The sequence below is a fragment of the Chryseobacterium oryzae genome, from assembly GCF_022811665.1.
In the GTDB taxonomy this organism is placed as follows: Bacteria; Bacteroidota; Bacteroidia; order Flavobacteriales; family Weeksellaceae; genus Chryseobacterium; species Chryseobacterium oryzae.
This window is the reverse complement of record NZ_CP094529.1, coordinates 1,694,244-1,718,888: the sequence shown is the minus strand read 5'-3', so window position 1 is coordinate 1,718,888 and position 24,645 is coordinate 1,694,244. Positions and strand designations below refer to the sequence as shown.

The following is a 24,645-nucleotide window of genomic DNA, read 5'->3' as shown; positions in this document are numbered from 1 at the left end:
TATTGATGGCAATTTCTAACCATATTGATGCATTAAAATCTTTCATTTTCAACAATTACAATCTGCTTATTTAGCAATATTTTCCATAATTAGTACCATGTTTAAAGGATATGCTCTTTATAAATTTGAAAATTATTTATAAGCTCTCTTTCTTGAATTTATAATCCTCATCGATTATCTGTATTAGATATAATTGGATTATGATTTTTAGTAAGCAAAAAAAGAAAAAATAAAAGTGATATGGAGTTAGAAAAATTTAGTTATGACAATAATATTGTTAAAGCATTTCTTTATGCGACAATAGTATTTGGTCTCATTGGGTTTACATTTGGGATTACGGCAGCATTAATGCTTTTTTATCCGGAATTGCCCGAGTTTTTATTTGGAACCGATGATGCAACCATTCATAGTTTAAGAGCGGGAGGAATTCAGACTTTAATAGATACGCATGGTGCTTTTGGTTTTGGAAGAATAAGAATGCTGCACACCAATACTGTAATTTTTGCATTTGTATGTAACAGTGTTTACACCGGTGTTTATTACTCTTTGCCGAGGCTTTTAAAAACACCAATGGCGAGTCCTACACTTTCTTGGATTCATTTCTGGACATGGCAGATTATGATTGTTGCAACGTTCATCACATTCTTTATGGGAATTAATACTTCCAAAGAATATGCAGAACATGAATGGCCTATTGATATATTAATTACCTTTTCATGGGTTATTTTCGGAATCAATATGTTTATGACGATTGCAAGAAGAAGAGTAAGGCATCTCTATGTTGCTATTTGGTTTTATATAGGAACCTGGATCGGACTTGCAATGCTTCATATTCTCAATAATTTAGAAATACCTCTTTCTTTTGATTCTTGGAAGTCTTATTCTATGTATGCAGGCGTAAAAGATGCATTAGTACAATGGTGGTACGGACATAATGCGGTAGCTTTTGTTTTAACAACCCCAATCTTAGGTTTAATGTACTATTTTTTACCAAAAGCGGCAGAAAGACCTGTTTTTTCCTATAAACTATCGATTATTCACTTCTGGTCATTAATTTTTGTCTATATATGGGCGGGTCCGCATCATTTACAATATACAGCATTACCGGCTTGGGCACAGGCGGTTGGTACAGGTTTCTCGATTATGCTTATTGCACCATCTTGGGGTGGAATGCTAAATGGTCTGCTTACATTAAGAGGAGCTTGGGATAAAGTAAGAGAAAACCCTATTTTGAAATTTTTTGTGGTTGCGGTTACCTGCTATGGAATGGTAACTTTTGAAGGCCCGCTTTTGGCAACAAAAAATATAAATAAAATTGGACATTATACCGATTGGGTAATTGGGCACGTACATTTAGGAGCTTTAGGATGGAATGGCTTTATTGCTTTTGGGATGATTTATTATTTGGTTCCCATTATGTGGAGAACAAAAATTTGGTCTGTGAAAATGGCAAACTGGCATTTTTGGTTAGGGACAATGGGAGTTATTTTTTATGCGGTACCAATGTACATTTCCGGATTTACTCAGGGGTTGATGTGGAAACAGTTTAATCCAGACGGAACCTTGATGTGGAAGAACTGGCTGGATACTGTAACAGCTATTATTCCTTATTTTAAGATGAGGTTTATAGGTGGTGCATTTTATATTTCAGGATCAATTCTTATGGTTGTAAATGTTATTGCTACGATAAGAAAAGGTTCATTCCAAAAAACTGTTCCAGCAGAAGCACCTGCATTAGCTGTAATTTCACCGAAAAGAAAAGAAGGAGAAGGTACTCACCTTTGGATTGAGAGAACGCCATACATGTTGAGCATTTTATCATTTTTTGTACTCTCTATAGGAAGTGCAGTCGAAATTATCCCTACATTATCTCTAAAGGAATCTGCACCTACTATTTCAGCGGTAAAACCATATTCTCCCTTAGAGTTGGAAGGTAGAGATATTTATATTCGAGAAGGATGTAATGCGTGTCATTCTCAGATGATTAGACCATTTAGGGATGAAATTGTTAGATTTAATGGTAAAAATGGTGAATATTCCAAAGCCGGAGAGTTTGTTTATGACAGACCGTTTTTATGGGGTTCTAAAAGAACAGGACCAGATTTGCATAGGGAAGGAGGGAAGAATCCTAGTTCGTGGCATTATAAACACATGTATAATCCGAGATCTACATCTGCAGGTTCTATTATGCCGAGATATCCATGGCTCATCAGTACAGATTTGGATAAAAGTAAAATGGTGGATAAAATCGTTTTTATGAAAAATGTATATGATGTTCCTTATACAAAATCGCAGGTTGACACTGCTGAAAGCTGGGCAAATCATCAGGCTGCTACCATTGTAAAAGAAATATTTTCTGAAGCGAGCGATTTAAAAGATGTTTACTCTAAAAGACCGAAGGGAGAACTTGAGAAAAAAGAAATTATAGCATTAATTTCCTACCTTCAAAGATTGGGAACAGATATTAAAACCACAGAAATTAAAACTGTAAGCAACAACTAATAATAAGAAGTTATAATATGATTCCTTCAAATTTTAAAGACTTTTTAGCAAATGCTGAAAATACGGGTTTATATCAAACAGTCGCTCTTATACTATTTATGTTGTTTTTTCTTATATTACTGATATTGGTATTCAGTAAGTCGAAAAATTACTATGTAGAAGTTTCTAATTTACCTCTGGATAAAGAAGAAGATTAATAATTGTGCTACTCTTTTAAAATTACTATTCACTCACTATTATCTCTTCATTAGAGTAGCACTTTTTATAAAAAAAATAGTAGATATATCAAAAAACCGCTGTAAACATTACGTTTACAGCGGTTTTTGCTTGTTAATTATTGTTCATTACTTTACTTTTTTGAAAATTAAAATATTTGAAAATATGTAGTTTATGCTTTTCATAAAGCAAATTTGATATTATCTATTCTAGCTTTTAATTTTTTTCATGTGAATTAAACCGCCATAGTTCGACAAGATTGCTAATTAGTTGGAAATTAAACAAAATGAATATTGGTATTGTAAGTTGTCGATATGTTAATGATTAACTATGGTGCAAAAGGTATTGATACCATTGCTGAAAAATATGCTCAAGAATTAGACATTTAAATGATCGTTTACAAACCATATTTTGAAAAATATGGTCACGCTGCTACATTACAATATAATACTTAACATTATTAATTACTAAAAAAAGAACAGAAATTACTGCTCTTTTAATTTACTCTTAATATAGTTGCTAATTGCTGGTATAACATTATCAAAATGAAGCAATCTATGGTTATCTTTTATTTCAAGAATTTCAGTAGTTTCATGTACGGAAATAAAATTTTTATCACTAGTAAATAAATATTTTTGATTCAAAATTTCGTCTGTTTTTGAAGCAATAATTAAAGCATTTTTGGGATGCTGAATTTTCATCAATTGTGGTAATATAAAACCAGGAAAATCAAAATTAGCAATACGTTTATCAATATCCAGCAAAGGACTTGTTAAAATCAAAATGTCATTCTCCTCATTTCGCATTTCTCGAAGTTGATAAGCAAAATTGGCTCCAGTAGAATCACCAACAATAATTAGCTGATTGTTGTTTTTATATTGATTATGCTTGTCTTCAATTAGAACTTTTATATCAGAATCATTATTCCATTCCAGGAAATCATATTCAAACTGATCCTTAAAATAATCTTTTAGATTGATAAATTTTCTTGAATGTCTGTCGGAACCTAAACCGTGAATGTAGAGTAAGTTTGGTTTCATTTCATTTTCTTTAAATTATCAATCCCTTTTTGTAAAAAATTCACATATCCCTCCCTAACAGATTTTGGTTCTATCGACAAAATACGCTCTGCATGAGTCAACAGTTCTTGGTAGAAATCATAGGTTGGTACCAGAGTTAATTCAATTTTTAATTCTTTATCAGTATCACTTAGAATTTTTTGAGTATGATGGATTGGTAGCGACTTCACAAACATACCTTGCCAAGGTTCAAAAGAAATGGTGATTGTTGTCGGCTCTTCTCCAACTGTTGAAATAATCCCAAACGAGTTGACAAACAAAGCATCAATGTCGACTTCTTGTTTTTTAAAAGTTGAAAGAGAAATATCTAGTTCGGAAATCCTATCCAAGCCAAGTGTTTTTAGAAATAATTCCTGCCCGTCATGATCGTTTGCTAAAAGATACCAGCGATTGCGAAATTCTTTTAAAGCATAAGGCTGTACAGTTTTTTTTCTTGGAATACCTTCCCAATGTTTGGTATAATTGAAGCTTATAATTTTGGAACTTTTTATCGCATAAATGATTCCTTCGAGGTTTTCTAATCCGGATGCCTGGCGCTTTTCAAAATACATAAGCTTCTCATAATTTCCAGTCTGTTTGTAAGCATTTACCAAAAGAAGATTGTCAAAAATAGTTTGTTCTGAGTAATCATCAATATCACTAACAATTTGGTAAGTCATTGTAGATCGTTTGAACTTGATTTCAACCCCCAACAATTCTTCCATAATTTTACGATCCCTTTGGAAAGTTTTTTCGCTGAAAGCCAATTCAACTTCGGAATCTTGATAGTTTTTTTCTTCTAGATGTTTTGAAATATCTTCAAAAGAAGCACCTTGTGGTTTCCCTCTTAGATACGTTACAACGTTCATTAATCGTAACATTTGATCTTTTTTTGCCATTTCTTTAAATTTTATACTGCAAACATAAAACAACAAATGGACAAAATATGTCCATTTGTTAATTTTTTTTCTAAAAGTTTAATTTTTTTAGAAAATAAAGAATCAGCTTCTTTTGCTCCAAGTTCTTCCTTCATTTTTTGAGTAATAAAGACCTTTGGTAGTAATTCCGAGAATTTCTTTCCCAGTGTCTGTAAGATCTTGGAACTCACCTTGTGTTGAAGAACCACTGAATCTTGTACTCCAAGTTCTACCATCGTTGGTGGAATATTCTAACTTTTTTGCATCCTTTGGGCTAATTCTAATAAGTTCTTTCCTTTTGTTAATCATTGTTGGCATATCGATTTGATTTTAAATTATACCCCAAAAGTAAAATGTGATAAAGCCAAACCGTGACCTTTTACAAACCTGTAATGAAATCTTTCGAAATTCTCAAACAATTTCTCAATATTCTCTTTTCCTACAGGATTTTGGCTGTGCACAACATACTCGGGAAGACATAATTGATGATCCAAACAAAACTCAACCAAAAATTTGGCACAATCGTAACCAGTTTTCTCTTCACCCAGATCATGGTCAAATGAAATAAAATCTGGCAGTCCATTCTCGCTAATATACTTTACAAAATCTCCATAGGAGTACACTCTTTCAAAATTATCTGGGGTTTTGCGTAGATCATCCAGGTATAGGTTTTTCATTTTTATAATGGGTATTTAATTGTCAATTTTCTGAGTCAGTTCTTCCAATACAGATTCCCATGTAGGATGGTCTTCGCTAAAAAAATGGATATGAACCTTTAAATTCAGTTACCTTATTTTAATTCTATCATCAATTAAAAAATCTCCTGTCAAAAGGTTTTTATGATGAGTCAGAATCAGTTTTTTGTACATAGATGGTAAATATTTTTCTACCCCAAGACGTTTCTAGAGAGCCTCTACAAATATTGTTGTACATTCATTAATAATATCCGTTTCGGTTTCATATAACGCAGGATTCGTTGATAATTCCAAATGCATTTTTCCGATCAAATCAACGATAAAGTCATCTAAATCAATGTAAACTATCTGTTTCTTCATTATCTAGTGAGCCCGTTTCAGTTTTACAAATTCAGCGAGATAACCGAGTAGCGTTCCAACAATTATCAGGTCAATCAATATCAACATAAATATTAACATACTGATTATCAAAATCTTTGAAATTTTTTCGTGTCGATAATGAATTGGTTCTTCCGTCACCTCTTCGAAAAATTTGTCGCGTATTGAATGAAAAATTTTATTCATAACACAAAAGTATATTGGAGCACAGACAAACTTCTATTTCGTCGCCAGAAGTCGATAGAGAGCTGTGTAATTCAGATTTTATATATTTCTCTTACTTGTTTTATATTCTTTCCAAAGATCTACCCATTCATCAAAGTAAGCACGAAGCGAATCCGATGTTTCTATATAAACATTTACTGCTTCATTAGGAAATGAGTGCTGCCTTTGCTCTCCAGTATCTGGATCTTCTATAGGAATTACCAAATTATTAAACTCAAAAATCAAATTTCCTCCTTGAGAAAGAAATTCTGTTTTTATAGCTCTTAATTGTGAAATATCAATAGCTACACCGCCATTTCTTATGATCATAAGATTATTTTTTAAGATTTAAATATACCAAAAACGCAATATAATTCATATAAGGAAAACCGTAATTTACAATTATCTTACATATAAATTTTGCAAAAAATGATACAAAGCCACCATTGCGTAAGTGTCTAATTTACAATACTCCAAAAGGTTTTTTTTTAGATTTTTGGTAATAAAAGAACCGTTTTCTACAGATGCGTGAAATAGGTTGCTTGCCATATCTCCATTAGAAACTTCCAAATCTTGATAGGAAAGCTCCGGAATTAATGCAGGTAAAACTGCTTTAATAGAATAAGATTTTCCCATAGCAGAATCATAATACCAATTCTTTTGGAAAACTACCATTAGATCGACCATTCTTTCTATTAGATCTTCTAAAAATGTTTTTTCCTCAGGAAATTTTTCCTTTAAACTTACCAAGATTCTTTTTTCAAAAGCCATATTATAAGCGATGATGCTGCCATTACTTCCAAAATGGTTTTTCATCTCATAAATCAAATTTTTCAATGGACTTTCATTTGGATCTTGGAAAGAAGCAGGATTAGCCAAAAATTCAAAATGATCTAAATTCCCTTGATCATCCAACCGATGTAGCGAATATTGAAACGGAACTTGCTCGTAAGGTCGTGTGCCATCTAAAACAGGAATGGCGGGAAATATCGTTTCAAAATCAAAGAAATAAAGAGGAAAATGCCATTTATCAACAAAGTTTTGAATGCTGACTACATCAATATGTTTTTCACCAAATTTGCTTCCGCGAAATTGTAATTGTTGAAAATTCGATAAGGGATAATCTTCGGGAATATCATTAATTGACAAAATATTTTGTTCGTACAAGTCCCAAGATTTTTTACCTGCCCTACTCAGTTCAAATACTGAGTTTTCAGGAATATGAGACCAACAATGATGCTGATAATCACATGTAAAAGGACTACCGCATTGTCCACCAATAGTTATTTCTGGCTCGTCTTCCAATTCAAGAGCCTGCAAAATAGCATCTAAGTTTTCAATGACCCAAGGTTGCCTTTCAAGCACTTTTTCAGTAATGTCTTCCAAATGAAAAATATCAGACGTGATTTCGCCATCCTTTACATACTGATTATTAATGTGCATGAGAAAAAATCGATCAGGTATGAAACCACTTTCCGCCATTACAAAATACTGAAATGCAGCATCTGTAAGATGATAATCTTTTACACTTGTAGAATTTTTAACTTCAATAGCCCAATATTCATCTTGATGTTTGTGTAAAATATCTAACATGCAAAACACATTTCTAGCAGAAAATGTGGCTTCATAAATGGTAGGCATTCCCTCAGAAATCCATTGTTTTGTGTTTGCAATCGAAGGTGTAAAATCCAAGTAATCTTCTGGAGTTGCGTCTTTTCCATCGGGAAACTTTCGCCAAGCCAATTCTCCAATTTTGTGACCGAGATCGAAAATGCGTTGCTGTGCTTCGTTAACAGGTGCTTTTAAATCTTTACGATAGAAATCAAACCAAACTTTTTTGTGGCATTGTATTCCAGAAACAAAACGGGATTTAGATAAAGTTTTCAAATTGTATTAATTTTAATTCATACAAATAAACGTTAAGAAACAGTCAATCCGTGTCCGGTTAAAAAAAAAATTATTTCATCGAAACTGCTTCAATGTTTTTACTTCAACTGCTTCTGAAAAATTTAGCAAAGTTTTAGTATTTTAAGATTACTGAAGCCTATAATTCAAAAATTTTAAAAATATATTAGTGCATTTAAAATATAATAAGAACCACATTTTCCGTTAATAGATACTGTAAAAATGAGATACATGTATACAATAGATACTGATAAAAAAATGCATAAACAAAAAACCGCTGTAAACATTACGTTTACAGCAGTTTTTGTTTATTTATGATTGCTAATTATTTCACTTCTTCAAAAATAATAATATCTGATAATCAATATTTTATATTTATATGGTACAAATATGAGACAAAAAAAATACTTAAAAATATTGCACAAAACGTTTTAAATCAAATACTTGAGATTATAAAAACATTAGTAATAACTGCAAAGATTCAAGAAAAAACTAAAAAACCACAAAGAAGTTATCGAATCAAATATATATTTATTTTCCATAGAAAACCAACATCAATTTTGTGATTCATATCAATCAAGTAAATTATAAAGAACTTATAGATAAGATTTTGGGAACTTTATTATAGATGATATATTTGTAGAAAAGTTGTAGATTCCCATTTCCAGTACAATTCAAAAATACTAATTTAGAGATCATTTTGATGTGCAATAGCCACTATCACCTACCACAACCTGCAGGGGTTTTAAAAGAAACTTTTACTCTTTTTCATAATCAAACGGCTTTTTGCCATCCATATCATCCTTTCAAATCAAAGGTAAATGTACTTCCCGCTCCATACTCACTTTTTACCGTAATTTCTCCGCCTTGAGCTTCAATAAATTCTTTGCTGATGCTTAATCCCAAACCTGTTCCTTCTTTTTTACTTCCGGGAACTCGGAAATAGCGGTCAAAGATTTTGGATAAATATTGAGGCGCAATTCCCTGTCCGGTATCTGTAACAGAGAATTGAATTTTATCTTCAACTTTTCTGACAGTAATCTTAATATTAGAATTTTCATAAGAATAACGAATGGCATTTGACAGCAAATTATTGAGAACCCAAGCTGTTTTTTCATTGTCTGCCAAGACTGTTAACAAACCTTTTTCTACATCGATTTTGAAATGAATATGTTTTTGTTCCGCAGAAGATTTATTGGCTTCGACGGCGTATTCAATAATTTTATTAATGCTTGATTCTTTCATATTAAGTTGGATAGAGCCACTCTCAACTTGTGTAATATTCAGCAATTCTCCTGTTATTTTTAATAAGCGACTTGAATCTTCTCTAATCCCGTTAACAAGGTTTTTCTGCTCATTATTCAGACTTCCAATCTGTTCGTTTTCTAAAAGCTGCAATCCCATTTGTATAGAAGAAATCGGGGTTTTGAATTCGTGGGAAACCGTTCCCAAAAAGTTAGTTTTAGCCAAATCCAGTTCTTTGAAAGGCGTAATGTTTCTAAGCATAATAACCTGACCAATAAAACGACTTTGTTGTTCTCCTGTCGGAATAATATTGATGTCAACAATTTCTTTTTCAAAATAACTTTCCTTTCCGTCAGCATAGATTTTCATCGTTTCTTTTTCCGAATTTGTTTTATCTGATACAATCATTTCTTTGATGATATCTCTTACCAAATCATTATTTACAGCAACATCCTGAATCAATTTTCCTACAAAATTTTCTTTCTTAAGTCCTGTAATCTTCAAAGCTTCATCATTTACGAAAAGAACTTTTTTATCCTCATCAATACCTATAACTGGGTCGTGCATATTATCAATCAAGGTTTCGATACGTTTTTTTCCTCTGATGATTTTATCCAGCTTACTTTCAGAATATTCCTGAAGTTTTTCCGCCATTGTATTGAATGAATTGGCTAAATCTCCAAACTCACTTCGGCTTTCGAAATGTACCCGTTCTTTATAGTTTTGATTCGCAATCTGTTTGATACTTTCAGTAAGGCTTTTAATCGGATCTGCAATGTTTGAAGGAAGATTAACCATTAAAATAAAAGCAATAATAAAGCACACCATTCCTGCAGTCGAAATCACAATAATCGCATTTTTTGCCGTCGAATCTGCAACTGTACTTTTGTGCTCAATGGCGCTCATATTGATTTGCATCAATTCAGCAAGGTCTTTCCTTATAGAGGTTTGAAGTCCAAGATTGGCAGAATCTTTTTTCAAAGCTTTAAAATGAATAGCAACATTATCTGTTGATTCTTTTTCACCAGGCTCGGTCACATTTTCCTGTTGTTGTTTGAGATGTTTTTCAAAAACACTGAATGCTAATGGGTCAGAATTAATTTCCTCTAAAGCCAACAGCATATTTCTGGAATATTGAAGCGTATTATAGTTTGCTTTCAGAATGTTATTGGTATCTTTTTTAAGCTGATTGATATACCAACCACTTAAGATTGATAACAATAATATCATCATAAAAAGCAGACCGACACCTATATTGAGTTTGGTTTTTATTTTCATTAGGACAAAATTACTAGATCTATATTTTCCTGTGACAATTTATTAAGCAAAGTATTGAAAGTATCGGTAGCAATGATAATCTTAAAAAGATTGAGGTGTGGTTTGCCAATACATACGGTTGTGATTTTCCGCTCTTCACATTGTTCCATTATAGCTCTTGTTACATTGGTGTTTTCAACTTTAATAATTTCAGCACCCAATTCTGTAGCCATTTTGAAATTATTGATGAGATGTCTTTGTTTATCCAAAGGAATTTTGTCTGAGCTTTCACGTGGGATTTGCACATAAAGCAGATACCATTGGCTGTTGTAATAATTGGCAAGTCTAGATGCTTTTCTAATCACATTTTTAGCCGTTTTTTCATTGGAACTGATGCAAGCCAGAAACTTTTCTTTCTTGACGGACTTATGAATCGTAACTTCAGTTTCCACTTTTCTCGTCACCTGCGACGTTACTTCTCTCAAAGCTAATTCACGGAGCTGAAGAATATTTTCAGATTTAAAAAAATTATTGAGCGCAGAATTGATTTTTGAATTTTCATAGATTTTTCCTGCTTTTAGACGGTCAATCAATTCTTCAGAGGTAAGGTCAATATTTACAACTTCATCTGCCTGGGCCAAAACATTGTCAGGAATACGCTCCTGAACTTCGATATTGGTAATCTGTTTAACATCTTCATTAAGACTTTCGATATGCTGAATATTAACTGCACTGATTACATTAATTCCGGAATCCAGAATATCCATCACATCCTGCCAACGTTTCTCGTTTTTACTTCCTTCGATATTGGTATGAGCTAATTCATCCACAATCACAACTTCCGGACGAAGATTAATCACAGCCTGAACATCGAGTTCTTCTAATTCTTTGCCTTTGTAGAATAATTTTCTTCTCGGGATAATGGGAAGCCCGTCCAAAAGGGAGTGAGTTTCTTTACGTTGATGTGTTTCTATATATCCGATTTTCACATCAATACCACTTGCTAAAAGAGAGTGGGCTTCTTGTAACATACGATAGGTTTTTCCAACACCGGCGCTCATCCCGATGTAGATTTTGAATTTTCCTCGTCTTGATTTTTTTATAAGATTAAGAAAGTCCTGTGCAGAATTTTCATCTTGCTGCATATAGTAATTTTTAATTTTTTTAAGTCTAATTTTTGTTGACATTTCGTTCCAACCTTTCTATCCGTTTTTCCAATGCGCTGATTTTTTCAGAATCTGTCATTTGTCGTGGGCTGTCTTCTTCTATTTTCCATTTCTGATAACCAATCCAAATACCAGGAACTAACATTACGATTAATAACAAATCCCATAATATGACACTTTTCACTGTTCTTTTTTCTTTGGTTATCCGTGAAAACTTAAAATACCTCGACAATAAAAAAGTTGCCCAACCGATGAAAAGACAATTAATAGAATAAAAATAAAATCCTCCGATAAAATATTTAAAATCAAGATGTGCAATACCGTATGCTGCTGTACAAAGTGGCGGCATACAAGCTGTAGCAATCGCTACACCGGCAATAATCTTTATGCCTTCTTTTTTTACAATTCCAATGAAGCCCGCCATTCCACCAAAAAACGCAAGGAAAATATCAAAGATTGATGCTTTTTGAAAAGATTCTAATAATTGCGTCGAATGGTCGAAAGGATTAACAAAGAAAAATAAAGTTGCAGAAGCAAGACTTACTAAAGTCATTTATATCCAGTTTCTAATTCCTTCGATTCTCAGGTTTCTGTCATTGATTGCCAATCCAAATGCAAAACCTATAACCGGACCCATCAACGGTGAAATCAACATTGCTCCAATTACTGCACTTACCGAATTGGTGGTTAAGCCAATACAGGCAATAATCATCGCAAACCCAAGAATCCATAGATTGAATCCTTTGAAGATAACGCCTTCTTTTATCTCCCCGTATGTTTCCCACTCATTTTCTTCTTTGGCTGTATAAATCTGCTGCCCTAAGTATCTTTTAAAAATATCAAATCGTTTCATCGAAAATTTTTAATGAAAGTTAGGCAAATTCCTTTCACATTTTATCTTTTACCAGAAAAACCCCGACCGGTTTCCCGGCAAGGATTTTTTTAGTAAATATGGAGATTTTTAAAAACTTACAGCTAGCGATGTCACTACCATAAAGTTGTTTGTTTTAAGTTCGTTATCTCTATTAATAAAAATGTCATCTTTACTGCTAAGATTTTTAAGTTCTGTCCTCCAAACCAGATTTGGAAGAATCCAATAATCTGCGTTTACAGAATAGCCAAACGTTTTGAATCCGTTTGCTGTTCCAGTTGCAATCATTACTCCTTTTTCATCGCTGTAATATTCGCCTCTCGCAGCAATGCTTAATTTTTCTGTTGGAGAATATTTGGCAATTACAACCGGAGAATACCAAATGTTGTACTGGTCACTTCCTTTAGTTTTTTGCTCTGCACCGATATCGAAACCTGTAATCAAAGCAAACTTTTTGCTGATTTGGAAACTTCCGTACAAGTTGTGGAAATACCTCATTTGCTTAATATTGTCCGGTTTATCCTTTCCAATGAAAGAACTGCTGTTTAAAGTAATTTTTTCTGTTGGTCTGTATGTTAATTGGTGCCCAAAGGCTACTGTCGAATTTCCGTTTACACGTTGGATTCTTTGCCAACCATTAAGAACCAAACCACTTACAAACCATTTTCCGTTGTCGCTTGAATAAGAAATTTTTGCGCCACTTTCGAAATATGGAGAGTTGTCCGCCAGAATACTTCTCGTTAAAGTAAAACAATCTTTACTGATGGCACTTTCAAAACCGATGTGAGAAGGCATAATCCCGGCATCAATCCAAAGATTTTTGTTTTTTGAAATTTTCACCCCAACGTTAGCTTCATAAATATTTTTCAAAACACCCGGTTCAGCCGCATAGTTAGAATTCATATATGTTCCAACTCCCAAAGCTACATTAGCTCTTAGTTTTTCAGTTTCGTAGTTTGCTTTTACAAATCCTAAATTAAGATTGACCTCATTGTTTCTGTTGTGGCTGTACACAAATCCCGGTTTTGTGTTGTTCTCAGGATTATTAAAATCGTACTGATAATACACTTCTGCATAACCAGAGATTTTTAAAGGGTTTTTAGTTTCTTCCTGAGCGTGCAGTGTAGAAACTGCTCCAAGCATTAAAAATGCCAGTAATGATAGTTTTTTCATTTCTAAATATATAATTACTTCAAACCGTCTAATGCGATATTGAGTTTTAAAACGTTAATTTTTTCAGTTCCGAACATTCCCAGGAAAGGAGATTCGATACTTTTTCCAATAAGTGAATTGACTTTACTGATGTCGACCTTTCTGATATCAGCAATTCTTTGAGCCTGAACTTTAGCTGCCTGAACAGAGATGTTCGGGTCTAGACCTGCTCCACTCGCAGTTACGATGTCAGAAGGAATATCAGATTTTTGAACTGTTGGATTGTGTTTCATAAAGTTTTCGATTCTTCCTTCAACATCTTTCAGATAATCCGGGTTTGAAGGTCCTTTGTTACTTCCTCCAGCTCCTGCAGCATTATAATCTACAGCCGAAGGACGTGACCAGAAATATTCGTCCTTGTCAAATTTTTGTCCCACATTGGCGTAAAATTTCTTGCCGTTGTGTTCGATGATTTCTCCTTTTCCATTATTGGGAGCAGCTTGTGCAATTCCGAAAATGAAAAGTGTATAGAATCCTGAAAAAAATACCGCACAGAAAAGCGTTAATCTGATGGCTGGTAATATATTTTGTTTCATTTTTTTAATTTTTTAAGGGCAAAGAAGAAGCTGATGAGGAAAATTGGATACGGTCCAAAGCTTTTGAGATTACTTTTACACCAACTTCTTTACTCTTTCCCTTGTTTAACAATTTAGATAAATACTGATACGATTAGGTCTATTATTTTGATACCGATGAATGGAATAATTACTCCTCCCAAACCGTAAATCAAAAGGTTTCTTCTCAACAATGCACTTGCACCAATTGGTTTGTAAGCCACACCTTTTAATGCTAATGGAATCAACATTGGGATTACGATCGCATTGAAAATAACTGCTGAAAGAATCGCAGATTCAGGAGAATGAAGTCCCATAATATTAAGACCTTGCAATGCTGGAATTGATGCAATAAATAATGCAGGAACAATCGCAAAATACTTCGCTACATCATTCGCAATACTGAAGGTTGTCAATGTTCCACGAGTCATTAATAACTGCTTTCCGATTTCCACCACTTCAATCAATTTGGTTGGGTCATTATCCAAATCCACCATATTTCCTGCTTCTTTTGCAGCCTGCGTTCCGCTGTTCATCGCAACACCCACATCTGCCTGAGCAAGAGCCGGTGCATCATTGGTACCATCACCCATCATCGCAACCAATCTACCTTCGGTTTGTTCTTTTTTGATGTAATTCATTTTATCTTCAGGTTTTGCTTCTGCAATAAAATCGTCTACACCAGCTTTTTCGGCAATGAATTTTGCAGTCAATGGGTTATCCCCCGTTACCATCACGGTTTTGATCCCCATTTTTCTCAAACGGTCAAAACGTTCTTTGATTCCCGGCTTGATGATATCCTGCAATTCTATAACCCCAAGTGCTTTTTCATTTTCTGAAACCACGAGTGGCGTTCCTCCGTTTTGCGAAATCTCTCTGACTCTTTCTGCAACTTCTGTTGGGAATGTATTACCCGCATTTGTAACAATATTTTTAATTGCGTCAGTTGCACCTTTTCTGATACGTGTGTTTTCATAATCAACCCCTGAACTTCTTGTTTCTGCAGTAAAGCTGATAAACTGAGGTTCTTTTACTTCATAGCTTAGGGGATTAATTCCTGCCAATTCTATAATTGATTTTCCTTCCGGCGTTTCGTCTGCCATAGAACTTAGAACAGCAGCTTTAATCAAGACTTTTTCATCAACTCCGTTTGCAGGATGAAAATGCGTAGCTTTTCTGTTCCCGATAGTAATCGTTCCTGTTTTATCTAATAATAAAACGTCAATATCTCCCGCAGTTTCTACCGCTTTACCACTTTTAGTAATGACATTGGCTCTCAGAGCTCTATCCATTCCTGCTATACCGATTGCTGATAATAATCCACCAATCGTAGTTGGAATAAGGCATACAAATAATGAGATAAATGCTGCAATTGTAATTGGCGTATTAGCATAATCACCAAATGGCTTTAAAGTCACTGTAACAATGATGAATACTAATGTAAATCCAGCCAATAGAATTGTTAAAGCAATTTCGTTTGGTGTTTTCTGTCTGGAAGCACCTTCAACCAAAGCAATCATTTTGTCCAGGAAGCTTTCTCCTGGCTCCGTTGTAACTTTTACTTTGATTTTATCAGAAAGAACTTTCGTACCTCCTGTTACACTGCTTTTATCTCCACCCGCTTCACGGATTACAGGAGCAGATTCTCCTGTGATGGCACTTTCATCAATTGTAGCCAAACCTTCGATAATTTCTCCGTCCGACGGAATGATATCGCCTGGTTCGCAAAGGAAAACGTCTCCTTTTTTCAACTGAGATGAGGGAACAATTGTTAACTCATCATTGAAAATTTCTCCGTGTGGATTAATCCATTTTGCAGGTGTTTCTTCTCTTGTTTTTCTAAGAGAATCTGCCTGAGCTTTTCCTCTCGCTTCTGCAATCGCTTCTGCAAAATTGGCAAACAATAATGTGATGAATAAAACAGCGGTTACGATAACATTGTAAACCAAACTGCCTTGGCTTTGTTCTCCCATTGCAATCCAAACACAAACGCCTGCCATTACGAGAGTTCCTACCCAAACCATAAACATTACCGGATTTCGGAACATTTTGGAAGGGTTTAATTTTATAAAAGATTGCTTCAATGCCTCATTGACCAATTCTGGCTGAAACAAATTGTTATTTCCTTTCATTATAATATAGATAAGAATTAAAGTGAAAAATACTCTGCGATTGGACCTAATGCTAACGCAGGGAAGAATGACAACGCAGCTACAATTGCAATTACTGCAAATACCATTAAACCAAATGTTGCTGTATCTGTTTTAAGTGTTCCCGCACTTTCAGGAATATACTTTTTAGCGGCAAGACTTCCTGCAATAGCAACCGGACCAATGATTGGTAAATATCTTGCCATCAGCATTACGATTCCGCAGGCAATATTCCAGAATGGGTTGTTATCTGCTAAACCTTCAAAACCACTTCCGTTATTAGCACTTGATGAAGTAAATTCATACAACATCTCACTGAAACCGTGGAAACCCGGATTGTTTAACCAGCTTCCGTATTCGTCAGGATTGTGAGCAACCATATAACTTGAAATTGCAGTTCCTACAAGAATTAAGAAAGGGTGAAGAAGAGCAATAATCATTGCGATTTTCATTTCCTTGGCTTCTATTTTTTTACCGAGAAATTCAGGAGTTCTTCCTACCATTAATCCACTGATGAATACGGCAAGAATAATAAAGATGTAGAAGTTTAAGAAACCTACACCAACTCCGCCGTAGAAACAATTGACCATCATACCAAGCAATTGATTCATACCACTGAGCGGTGTAAAACTATCGTGCATAGAATTGACACTACCGGTAGAGATTACAGTCGTTGCAATACTCCAATAAGCAGAAGCGGCAGATCCAAATCGAACTTCTTTGCCCTCCATACTCCCAAGATTCTGAGGAATCCCCATTTTTTCGATCGCTGGATTACCACCTATTTCGTTAAAAACAGTTGGGATAGTAAGAAGCAAAAAGCCAACTGTCATCACACCAAAAATAGTCCAAGCCAATTTTTTTCTTCTTAAAATATAACCCATTGCAAATACCATTGCCAAAGGAATTACCATTTGCGCAACTATTTCGACAATATTGGTAAAGTAGTTGGGGTTTTCAAATGGGTGTGCAGAGTTGGGACCGAAAAATCCACCTCCGTTAGTCCCCAAATGCTTTATAGCAACAAATGCTGCAACAGGACCACGGCTGACTTCTACTTTATCACCTTGTAAAGTTGTAATCGGGTCTTTTCCTTCAAATGTCATTGGAGTTCCGTTGAAAGCTAATAATGAAGCTACAACTACAGCAATTGGTAACAAAACTCTTGTACAGCTTCTTACAAAAAAGAAGTAAAAGTTACCCAATTTTTCGGTTGTCTTCTCTTTCATTGCAAAAAACACAACTGCTGCTGCAGCAATCCCACACCCCGCACTTATAAACTGGAAAAGCATTAGTATAAGTTGTCCGAAATAAGATATTCCAGTCTCTCCAGAGTAGTGTTGTAGGTTAGTATTGCAAATAAAACTTGTCGTGGTATTAAATGCAAGTTCGGCACCCATTGATGGATTGTTGTCAGGGTTTAATGGCAACCAAGACATATTCATTAAAACAAACATTCCAAACAAAAACCAGACAACATTGATGGTAAGTAATGCGCCAAGATGTTGTTTCCAGTTCATTTCCTTTTCAGGATCGACGCCGGAAACTTTATAAAATAGTTTGTCGATAGGATTAAAAATCACATCGAGCCAAGTTTTTTCGTTGCTGAATATTTTACCAATGTAGCGCCCTAATGGAATAGCAAATAATACCACCAATGCAAACATCAATATAATTCCTAAAATTTCTGTATTCATTTTTTTTGATTAAAGTCACTTTGTCTTTTCAACTTCGTTAATGATTTTAAACCGCAGAAATATTTTTAACCGTTATAATCACATAAATGAAAACAATCACGAACGACGTCCAAAGAATTAACTCCACCCATTCTTTAAAAATATTTTTGGTTTTCTTGTTCATTACTTTTGAGTCGTTTTAAAATTTTTCGGGTTTCACAAGCACATAGCACATATAGGCAAATACGGCGATGGCGATGATAAATAATGCGGTCATATTTTTTCAAAAGATTTAATGGTTAAAAAGAAGAGTACAAAAAGTACCAGACCCGTGAGGGTTAAAATAATTGTCATTGCTTATTGATTAAAGATTCTGTATGTGATTCCAAAGAATATAATAGATCCATAAAGGATTGCTAATAGATGCCAGGGTTTCAGTCTCCTGTACATTCTGATTTTCCATTTTTGCATAACCTACATTTTCTATATTATGCCAGAATATGGTCAAATCGGATTCCAGATGGGAAATAATTTTATAAATAATTAAATATCAATTATTTAAAATCATGTACAGATTTTTGAAAACAAAAAACCCTTTCATTTTGAAAGGGTCATTACTATCGTTTTGAAAGGGTTTCTAAAATGGTAATTACAGAAATCGGCTATGTGCCAAGTGAATTTTACAGCTATTTATTGTCAACTTTTAAATAAATCGGAATTGATATTAGTTTTAAATAATTTAATTTAAATCAACTTCTTGGTGCATAACAAATGATAAAAACACCGATAAGCGCAACGATTGCTCCAATAATATCATATTTATCGGGAACATAATTATCAAACTTCATTGCCCAAAGAATCGACATCACGATAAAAAATCCTCCGTAAGTTGCGTATGTTCTTGCAAAATTGGCAGGTTGTAATGTTGCAACAACACCGTAAAGAATCAGGATAAAAGCACCTATCAAAGCGTACCACCAAGGTTTGTTTTCTTTTAGCCAAAGCCAAATGAGATAACCTCCGCCAATTTCACAAAGTCCGGCAAGAACGAAAATCAATATTGACTTTATCATTGACATAGGCTTTTATTTAATTTGATACTCCTCTATTTTTCGGTACAAAGTAGTCAATGCAATTCCGAGTAATTCTGCGCTTTTCGTCTTATTTCCATTGGCGTAATTCAGAACTTTTTGGATGTGAATTTTCTCTGCACTCGCCAATTCAAATGCTGATAAAGGCTTGGTTGATTGTTGCTGGTTGTTGTTTGAGATTTGAAATTCACTTGGTAAACTTTCAACTTTCAATTCTTCATTATCACTTAGAATAATGCTTCTTTCGATGATATTTCTAAGTTCACGGATGTTTCCTTTCCAGGAATGTTGTTTCAAAGCTTCGAGGTATTCTGGAGAAATGGCAGACTTTTTCTTACCAGCTTTTTTGTTGAATTTAATTAAAAAATATTTAGCCAAATCCTCAATATCAATCACTCTTTCACGAAGCGGAGGAAGCTGAATATTGAAAATATTAATACGGTAATAAAGGTCTTCTCGGAAATTACCATTCTCGATTTCACTCTGTAAATCACGGTTGGTTGCCGCTACTATTCTCACATTGACTTTCGTAGGCTTGTTGTCTCCTACTTTCAGAAATTCTCCCGATTCTAAAACACGCAGCAGTTTTGCCTGTAAATCTAAAGCCATTTCGCCAATCTCATCCAAGAAAACAGTTCCGTTATTGGCTTCTTCGAAAATTCCTTTTGCATCTTTTACTGCACCAGTAAATGCGCCCGCTTTGTGCCCGAATAATTCATTTTCCAACAATTCTTTAGAAAAAGCAGAACAGTTTATTGCAATAAAATTGTGTTTGGTTCTGTTGCTCGCATTATGAATAGCCTGTGCAAAGACTTCCTTTCCTGTTCCTGTTTCTCCCGTTAAAAGGACAGTTGCATCGGTAACTGCTACTTTTTTTGCAGACTCAATTGCAGATTGAATGGTTTTTGATTTTCCAATAATATTATCAAAAGAAAGCTTGTCTCCCAATTGCTTTTCGAGCTGAATAACACGTTTGTTGAGCACCACTTTTTCCACAGCTTTGTACACCAACGGGATAATTTTGTTGTTATCATCGCCTTTTGTGATATAATCAAAAGCGCCATTTTTTATCGCCTGAACTCCATCCGGAATATTGCCGTAAGCCGTCAGAAGAATCACTTCGGTTGCAGGATGTTTTTCTTTGATGATTCTGGAGAACTCAACACCACTTCCGTCAGGAAGTTTGACATCACTGATTACGACATCAAATTCTGACATTTCAAGTCGTTTTTTAGCGTTTTTCAAATCAGAAGCTTGGGAAACTTCAAAACCTTCAAGACTAATAATTCTGGAAAGTAATGTTCTGATTTTTTCTTCGTCGTCGATAATTAGAATTGTGTTCAATTGACAATATTATGAGTTAAATATAAATAATAATTTAAAATTTCTGATAATTTCTATTGTTGTAAAGTCAAATATTCTGCTTATATCTTTTGGAAGTCTTTGCTTGTCTGTTGAGGATGATATAACCAATAATTCCGCCAATAATAGAAGCGATAAAGATTCCAATTTTTGCCTGTATCATATATTCTTCGTGTTGGAACGCTAATGAAGTAATGAATAATGACATCGTAAAACCTATTGAACCTAAAAACGCAAGACCAAAAAGATTTCTGATATTCATTCCTCTGGGTATAGGAGCAATCCTCATTTTAACGCAAAGCCACGAAAACCCAACAATCCCAACGACCTTACCTGCTAAAAGTCCCAAAGCAACTCCTAAAGCAACATTGTTACTGAATATTTTTTCTGGTTCGATATCTAAAACCGAAATTCCTGCATTAGCCAAAGCAAAAATAGGAATGATAAAAAATGATACAAAAGGGTGCATAGAATGCTCCAACTGTTGTAAAGGCGGTATTGCCTTATTGGTATCTTTTTTTACTTCATCCAAAATATGTAGTTGCTCATTTGTAAGTGTAGGCGTGGTATTATCAGAATCAGCATCTTTGAATTTATTAAGATATTTCTGAATCTTTCCGATGTAATTATCTTCAGCTATTTTCACATCTGCCGGAATTGTAAATGCCGCTAAAACAGCAGCAATCGTCGCGTGAACTCCAGACAATAAAAATGCCGTCCAAACACCCGCAATTCCTAAAATGGCGTAAAACAAAATACTTCTGATACCAATCCTATTTCCAAGATACATTATCAAAAGAATTGCAATGCCAATTAATAAACTTAATATGGAAATATTTGATGTGTAAAAAAATGCAATCACCAAAACAGCGCCCAAGTCATCTACAATAGCCAGAGCAGTCAAAAAAACCTTTAACGATAATGGAATTTTGTTTCCTAACAAGAATAAAACACCTAATGCAAAAGCAATGTCTGTTGCCATCGGAATTCCCCATCCGTGACGAACTTCCCCTGAAGAATTAAGCGAGAAATAAATAATAGCCGGAGCAATCATTCCCCCAATAGCCGCAGCAATCGGAAGAAGTGCTTTTCTGAGATTGGACAGTTCTCCCGCAACGATTTCTCTTTTCAGTTCTAGCCCAACTACAAAAAAGAAAACTGCCATAAGTCCGTCATTAATCCAATGGTGAAGGCTGAACTTCATAAAAACAGAATCATCTAATACAAATCCTAATTGATATTCAAAAAAATGATGGTACGAATGTGATAATGGAGAATTAGCCAAAATCAACGCAAATATAACGCTGATTCCAAGTACGAGTCCTCCCGATTTTTCCTGCTGTATAAATTTTTGAATTGGAGCTACTACATTGTCGATAGGGTATTTTTTACTTTCTGCCATTGGTTTTCAACTTTAATACAAAGATAATTGATTTGAAAATGATGGGCAGATTTTTGCCGTTTTTAATTTACACAAAAGCCGTTTATATCAATGGATTTTTAAGATAAAAGCTTGTGGTCTTTTCTGATTTGTTCGAAGTAAATATGTTTGAAATCCGAAGGAATTTCCTGATAAAGAAATCTCCATTGTTGTGGACTTGCTTTTCGTCTCAGACTTTCAAAAGACCTGATGAAAATATTTTCTATGATGTATCTTACATAGGAATTCCCACGGTTATAAATCCAATCCATTCTTTTAACATTGAGAATCACAGATTGGATTTTTGATTGTGCTAAAAGTTTTTTTAGCTGGTCAACAGTAGTCTGCATAATCCCTGCAAAATTATTACCTTCCGAAAGTGTCGAAATTTCATTTTTGATTTCGGGATAAAGTTGCTTTAAATATTCTACTGTCTTTTTTTGATTAATTCTTTGCATTGGTCATTTTTAATTTTTATTAAGAATAACACTTCTTTTACATTAAGGTTGTAAGATATAAGCACACACAAAAACAGCAATAATAACTGCTAAGTTTACAGTCAGTATTTGCATATTATGTCTTTTCGTATCTGATTTCCATTGATTAAAACGGTCTTGATATTTTAATTTTCTGTTCATTGTTTTTGATTTTAAATTCCTGATTTGTAAACTTGTTTTAAATACACTCTGCATAGATCTTTTGGGATTTTAGAGAAAATCAAGTTTTTATACGCATTAGTACAAGAGAATGTTAGACTGTCGAGAGAATAAATAAAGACATTTTCTATGGCATCCCTTAGAGATTGGTCGCCTTTTTTATACAACTCGTTCATCTTATTAAGTGATTTCAACAAAATCTTGATGTCGCCTTTTCCAATAAGATTTTTGATATGTTTTGTAAAAACGTTGATGACCATAAAAGAGTTTTTGGTTTTATAAACTTCTTGAAACTCCTCCTTAGATTCTGGTGCTACTTTTATAATCTCTTGTATCGCTTCTGTATGATTCATTTTATTTTTGATTTGAATCATTGATGCCAAAAGATGTTCCTTTTAAAACTTGATTATTTTAATTATTTATATGCCAACATTTTACAGCCCAATTAAAATTTACCACTTTTAGAATAGTATAGCAAAATGATAGGCTTTTTTATCGAAATGATAGTGGATTTATATATAAATAGCAACATATATTTTCGAATAAAACATTCTTTAATCTATCGCAATCTCCTTCCTTTTATAATATCTTTGTTCTCTTGGTATTTGTCAATTTTCCTTTCCCAAAACCGTAAAATCGTAAATAGATCCGCAAGCTTCTGAGAATCTTTAAAAATCTCTTTGAAAGTATCAAGAGGAATATTGTTTTTAAATGCAACTTTTTCTACAATCCTATTAAGTTCCACAAGCATTTGCTCGTGGCTATCAATTTTTAAATTAGGATTAAGTTTTTCAAACCGGATAGCTTTTTCCAATGTATTTTGTACAGAATCGAGATATTTTTTCTTTTCAAAAGCAAAAGCTTTTTCGTTGGTCAATACAACAGAGCTTTTGCTTTTTAGAAAATCGATTTCCTTTTTTAAACTTTCAATTGTTATGTTTAGTTCTGAAATCTGCTTTGACTTCGATTCTAATTCTGTTTTGTTTTTTACAAGTTCCGTATTTTGTACTTTAAGTGCTTTCTTATAGTTTTCAACAGTCTTTTCTATTTTTATCTTTTGGAATCCAAGAAAGTCTGATTCTTTTACGACAAGCTCCTCCACCTTTTTTGATTCAATCTCTGATTTCATTTCATTGTATTTTTCTTCCAAAGTTTTTAGTTCTTCTTCCTTTTTCCTGATTTTAAATTCAACAGCTTCCAATCTCTGTATTCCGGTGTTGGAAATTCCTCTTTCCATTTCTAAACATTCTGCGGTAATGTCCTGCATTCTGGAATAGTGAAATGATTGGTGTTTCAGAGTTTTTCCTGTTTCCAAATCCTGCCAGTCTGCAACCAGATGAGCGTGAAAATTAGGCTTCCATTCATTGGTATCTTTATCGTAATGTCCTTCGTCTTTGTGAACAGCAATCTGGAAAATCCTTATCTTCAATTCTTCTTCTAATCTTTTTGACAAATTATGAAGTTCCAGCATTGTTGTATCTTCTTTTATAACAACCACTGCTTCACGAATCGGCATTGCATTTTTCTGTAATTTCCTACCGGATTTTTCTTTACAGTAGTCTTCTATTTTTTGCAATCGGTCTGCAATTTTTTGTTCCATCCAGTATTCATTTTTCGGGGTCAAATCTTTACGGATATAATCAAAGGATTTCTTCCTGAAATTGTGAACTTCGGAATCAGATTTAGCGGCTTTGAAATTAATGGAAGTCTTCATCTGAATAATGTATTGTGTTTTTAAAATCGTATGTATTTATTGAATTATATAATTCTGTAATTATTAACTCTTCTAGTTTTTTTTCGAAGGCTCAGGTTTGTGAGGAAGCTGTATCTATTTTACACACGTTGGGAAATTGTGTGTAGTTATTTTACTCAGGTAAATCGAAAGTCTGTATTCATTTTACCCACATTTTGAAATTGTGTGTAGCTATTTTACGCACATAAAGCAAAAGCTTGTATCATTTTACTCACACAAAATAATTATCGGAGATATTCAATCGTTTTAAAAATATTTACAGTAATTTCAATCTGATTTATCATATAGCGTGTATCTGTTTTACCCACATTGAAGCCCCGCAGGGCGAAGCAGCAACTTTGTTGGGAGGGAACCGAC

General features: G+C 33.9%; 20 protein-coding genes and 1 pseudogene. 1 reads left to right on the top strand and 20 read right to left on the bottom strand.

Annotated features, from left to right (window positions below; all coding sequences use genetic code 11):
• The first annotated feature begins 240 nt into the window (after positions 1-240).
• The gene (gene ccoN / locus MTP08_RS07860) at positions 241-2,502 is read left to right on the top strand and encodes a cytochrome-c oxidase, cbb3-type subunit I (RefSeq protein WP_243575497.1); all 2,262 of its coding nucleotides are present in this window, start codon (positions 241-243) and stop codon (positions 2,500-2,502) included.
• Between the two features lie 701 nt (positions 2,503-3,203).
• Here the strand turns inward: ccoN and MTP08_RS07850 are convergent.
• From MTP08_RS07850 to MTP08_RS07755, 20 genes and pseudogenes are all read right to left on the bottom strand, one after another.
• Positions 3,204-3,758, bottom strand: coding sequence for a hypothetical protein (locus MTP08_RS07850; RefSeq protein ID WP_243575495.1), 555 nt, complete (start codon positions 3,756-3,758; stop codon positions 3,204-3,206).
• Positions 3,755-4,675: a helix-turn-helix transcriptional regulator gene (locus MTP08_RS07845; protein ID WP_243575494.1), complete on the bottom strand. Its 921-nt coding sequence runs from the start codon at positions 4,673-4,675 to the stop codon at positions 3,755-3,757. Before MTP08_RS07845 ends, MTP08_RS07850 begins: the two co-directional genes overlap by 4 nt.
• Before the next feature lie 102 nt (positions 4,676-4,777).
• On the bottom strand, positions 4,778-5,011 hold the full coding sequence (locus tag MTP08_RS07840; RefSeq protein WP_243575493.1) for a beta propeller repeat protein: 234 nt from the start codon (positions 5,009-5,011) through the stop codon (positions 4,778-4,780).
• A gap of 17 nt (positions 5,012-5,028) precedes the next feature.
• The gene (locus MTP08_RS07835; protein WP_243575492.1) at positions 5,029-5,370 is read right to left on the bottom strand and encodes a cyclic-phosphate processing receiver domain-containing protein; all 342 of its coding nucleotides are present in this window, start codon (positions 5,368-5,370) and stop codon (positions 5,029-5,031) included.
• A gap of 660 nt (positions 5,371-6,030) precedes the next feature.
• A complete protein-coding gene (locus MTP08_RS07830; RefSeq protein WP_243575491.1) occupies positions 6,031-6,300 on the bottom strand; it encodes a hypothetical protein in 270 nt (89 codons plus the stop codon).
• Between the two features lie 72 nt (positions 6,301-6,372).
• Positions 6,373-7,857 (bottom strand): DUF2779 domain-containing protein, encoded by a 1,485-nt coding sequence (locus tag MTP08_RS07825; protein ID WP_243575490.1) that lies wholly within the window; start codon positions 7,855-7,857, stop codon positions 6,373-6,375.
• An 816-nt stretch (positions 7,858-8,673) separates the two neighbouring features.
• Positions 8,674-10,398: an ATP-binding protein gene (locus tag MTP08_RS07820; RefSeq protein WP_243575489.1), complete on the bottom strand. Its 1,725-nt coding sequence runs from the start codon at positions 10,396-10,398 to the stop codon at positions 8,674-8,676.
• Entirely contained in the window at positions 10,398-11,522 is a 1,125-nt protein-coding gene (locus MTP08_RS07815) for a sensor protein KdpD (protein ID WP_312196133.1), read from the bottom strand. Before MTP08_RS07815 ends, MTP08_RS07820 begins: the two co-directional genes overlap by 1 nt.
• A 25-nt stretch (positions 11,523-11,547) precedes the next feature.
• Positions 11,548-12,255, bottom strand: a pseudogene (locus MTP08_RS07810) (DUF389 domain-containing protein).
• A 249-nt stretch (positions 12,256-12,504) separates the two neighbouring features.
• Complete coding sequence (locus MTP08_RS07805) at positions 12,505-13,587, bottom strand: porin (protein ID WP_243575487.1); 1,083 nt, start codon at positions 13,585-13,587, stop codon at positions 12,505-12,507.
• A gap of 14 nt (positions 13,588-13,601) precedes the next feature.
• Positions 13,602-14,162: a K(+)-transporting ATPase subunit C gene (locus MTP08_RS07800; protein ID WP_243575486.1), complete on the bottom strand. Its 561-nt coding sequence runs from the start codon at positions 14,160-14,162 to the stop codon at positions 13,602-13,604.
• Positions 14,163-14,275: 113 nt separating this feature from the next.
• The gene (kdpB, locus tag MTP08_RS07795) at positions 14,276-16,312 is read right to left on the bottom strand and encodes a potassium-transporting ATPase subunit KdpB (protein ID WP_243575485.1); all 2,037 of its coding nucleotides are present in this window, start codon (positions 16,310-16,312) and stop codon (positions 14,276-14,278) included.
• Between the two features lie 17 nt (positions 16,313-16,329).
• Positions 16,330-18,027, bottom strand: a complete 1,698-nt coding sequence (gene kdpA, locus MTP08_RS07790; RefSeq protein WP_243575484.1) for a potassium-transporting ATPase subunit KdpA — start codon at positions 18,025-18,027, stop codon at positions 16,330-16,332.
• Positions 18,028-18,205: 178 nt separating this feature from the next.
• A complete protein-coding gene (locus tag MTP08_RS07785; protein ID WP_120213798.1) occupies positions 18,206-18,283 on the bottom strand; it encodes a potassium-transporting ATPase subunit F in 78 nt (25 codons plus the stop codon).
• 472 nt (positions 18,284-18,755) lie between these two features.
• Positions 18,756-19,079, bottom strand: coding sequence for a YnfA family protein (locus MTP08_RS07780; RefSeq protein WP_243575483.1), 324 nt, complete (start codon positions 19,077-19,079; stop codon positions 18,756-18,758).
• Positions 19,080-19,091: 12 nt separating this feature from the next.
• A complete protein-coding gene (locus MTP08_RS07775; protein ID WP_243575482.1) occupies positions 19,092-20,441 on the bottom strand; it encodes a sigma-54-dependent transcriptional regulator in 1,350 nt (449 codons plus the stop codon).
• Positions 20,442-20,508: 67 nt separating this feature from the next.
• Positions 20,509-21,861, bottom strand: coding sequence for a Na+/H+ antiporter NhaA (gene nhaA / locus MTP08_RS07770; RefSeq protein WP_243575481.1), 1,353 nt, complete (start codon positions 21,859-21,861; stop codon positions 20,509-20,511).
• 98 nt (positions 21,862-21,959) lie between these two features.
• Positions 21,960-22,337, bottom strand: coding sequence for a DUF7674 family protein (locus MTP08_RS07765; RefSeq protein ID WP_243575480.1), 378 nt, complete (start codon positions 22,335-22,337; stop codon positions 21,960-21,962).
• Positions 22,338-22,528: 191 nt separating this feature from the next.
• Entirely contained in the window at positions 22,529-22,888 is a 360-nt protein-coding gene (locus MTP08_RS07760; RefSeq protein WP_243575479.1) for a DUF7674 family protein, read from the bottom strand.
• A gap of 206 nt (positions 22,889-23,094) precedes the next feature.
• Positions 23,095-24,249, bottom strand: coding sequence for a hypothetical protein (locus MTP08_RS07755; RefSeq protein WP_243575478.1), 1,155 nt, complete (start codon positions 24,247-24,249; stop codon positions 23,095-23,097).
• Positions 24,250-24,645 lie beyond the last annotated feature (396 nt).

Coding starts and splice junctions, on each gene's coding strand:
- ccoN (WP_243575497.1), top strand. CDS start 241: ATGGAGTTAGAAAAATTTAGTTATGACAATAATATTGTTAAAGCATTT.
- MTP08_RS07850 (WP_243575495.1), bottom strand. CDS start 3,758: ATGAAACCAAACTTACTCTACATTCACGGTTTAGGTTCCGACAGACAT.
- MTP08_RS07845 (WP_243575494.1), bottom strand. CDS start 4,675: ATGGCAAAAAAAGATCAAATGTTACGATTAATGAACGTTGTAACGTAT.
- MTP08_RS07840 (WP_243575493.1), bottom strand. CDS start 5,011: ATGCCAACAATGATTAACAAAAGGAAAGAACTTATTAGAATTAGCCCA.
- MTP08_RS07835 (WP_243575492.1), bottom strand. CDS start 5,370: ATGAAAAACCTATACCTGGATGATCTACGCAAAACCCCAGATAATTTT.
- MTP08_RS07830 (WP_243575491.1), bottom strand. CDS start 6,300: ATGATCATAAGAAATGGCGGTGTAGCTATTGATATTTCACAATTAAGA.
- MTP08_RS07820 (WP_243575489.1), bottom strand. CDS start 10,398: ATGAAAATAAAAACCAAACTCAATATAGGTGTCGGTCTGCTTTTTATG.
- MTP08_RS07815 (WP_312196133.1), bottom strand. CDS start 11,522: ATGCAGCAAGATGAAAATTCTGCACAGGACTTTCTTAATCTTATAAAA.
- MTP08_RS07805 (WP_243575487.1), bottom strand. CDS start 13,587: ATGAAAAAACTATCATTACTGGCATTTTTAATGCTTGGAGCAGTTTCT.
- MTP08_RS07800 (WP_243575486.1), bottom strand. CDS start 14,162: ATGAAACAAAATATATTACCAGCCATCAGATTAACGCTTTTCTGTGCG.
- kdpB (WP_243575485.1), bottom strand. CDS start 16,312: ATGAAAGGAAATAACAATTTGTTTCAGCCAGAATTGGTCAATGAGGCA.
- kdpA (WP_243575484.1), bottom strand. CDS start 18,027: ATGAATACAGAAATTTTAGGAATTATATTGATGTTTGCATTGGTGGTA.
- MTP08_RS07785 (WP_120213798.1), bottom strand. CDS start 18,283: ATGACCGCATTATTTATCATCGCCATCGCCGTATTTGCCTATATGTGC.
- MTP08_RS07780 (WP_243575483.1), bottom strand. CDS start 19,079: ATGATAAAGTCAATATTGATTTTCGTTCTTGCCGGACTTTGTGAAATT.
- nhaA (WP_243575481.1), bottom strand. CDS start 21,861: ATGGCAGAAAGTAAAAAATACCCTATCGACAATGTAGTAGCTCCAATT.
- MTP08_RS07765 (WP_243575480.1), bottom strand. CDS start 22,337: ATGCAAAGAATTAATCAAAAAAAGACAGTAGAATATTTAAAGCAACTT.
- MTP08_RS07760 (WP_243575479.1), bottom strand. CDS start 22,888: ATGAATCATACAGAAGCGATACAAGAGATTATAAAAGTAGCACCAGAA.
- MTP08_RS07755 (WP_243575478.1), bottom strand. CDS start 24,249: ATGAAGACTTCCATTAATTTCAAAGCCGCTAAATCTGATTCCGAAGTT.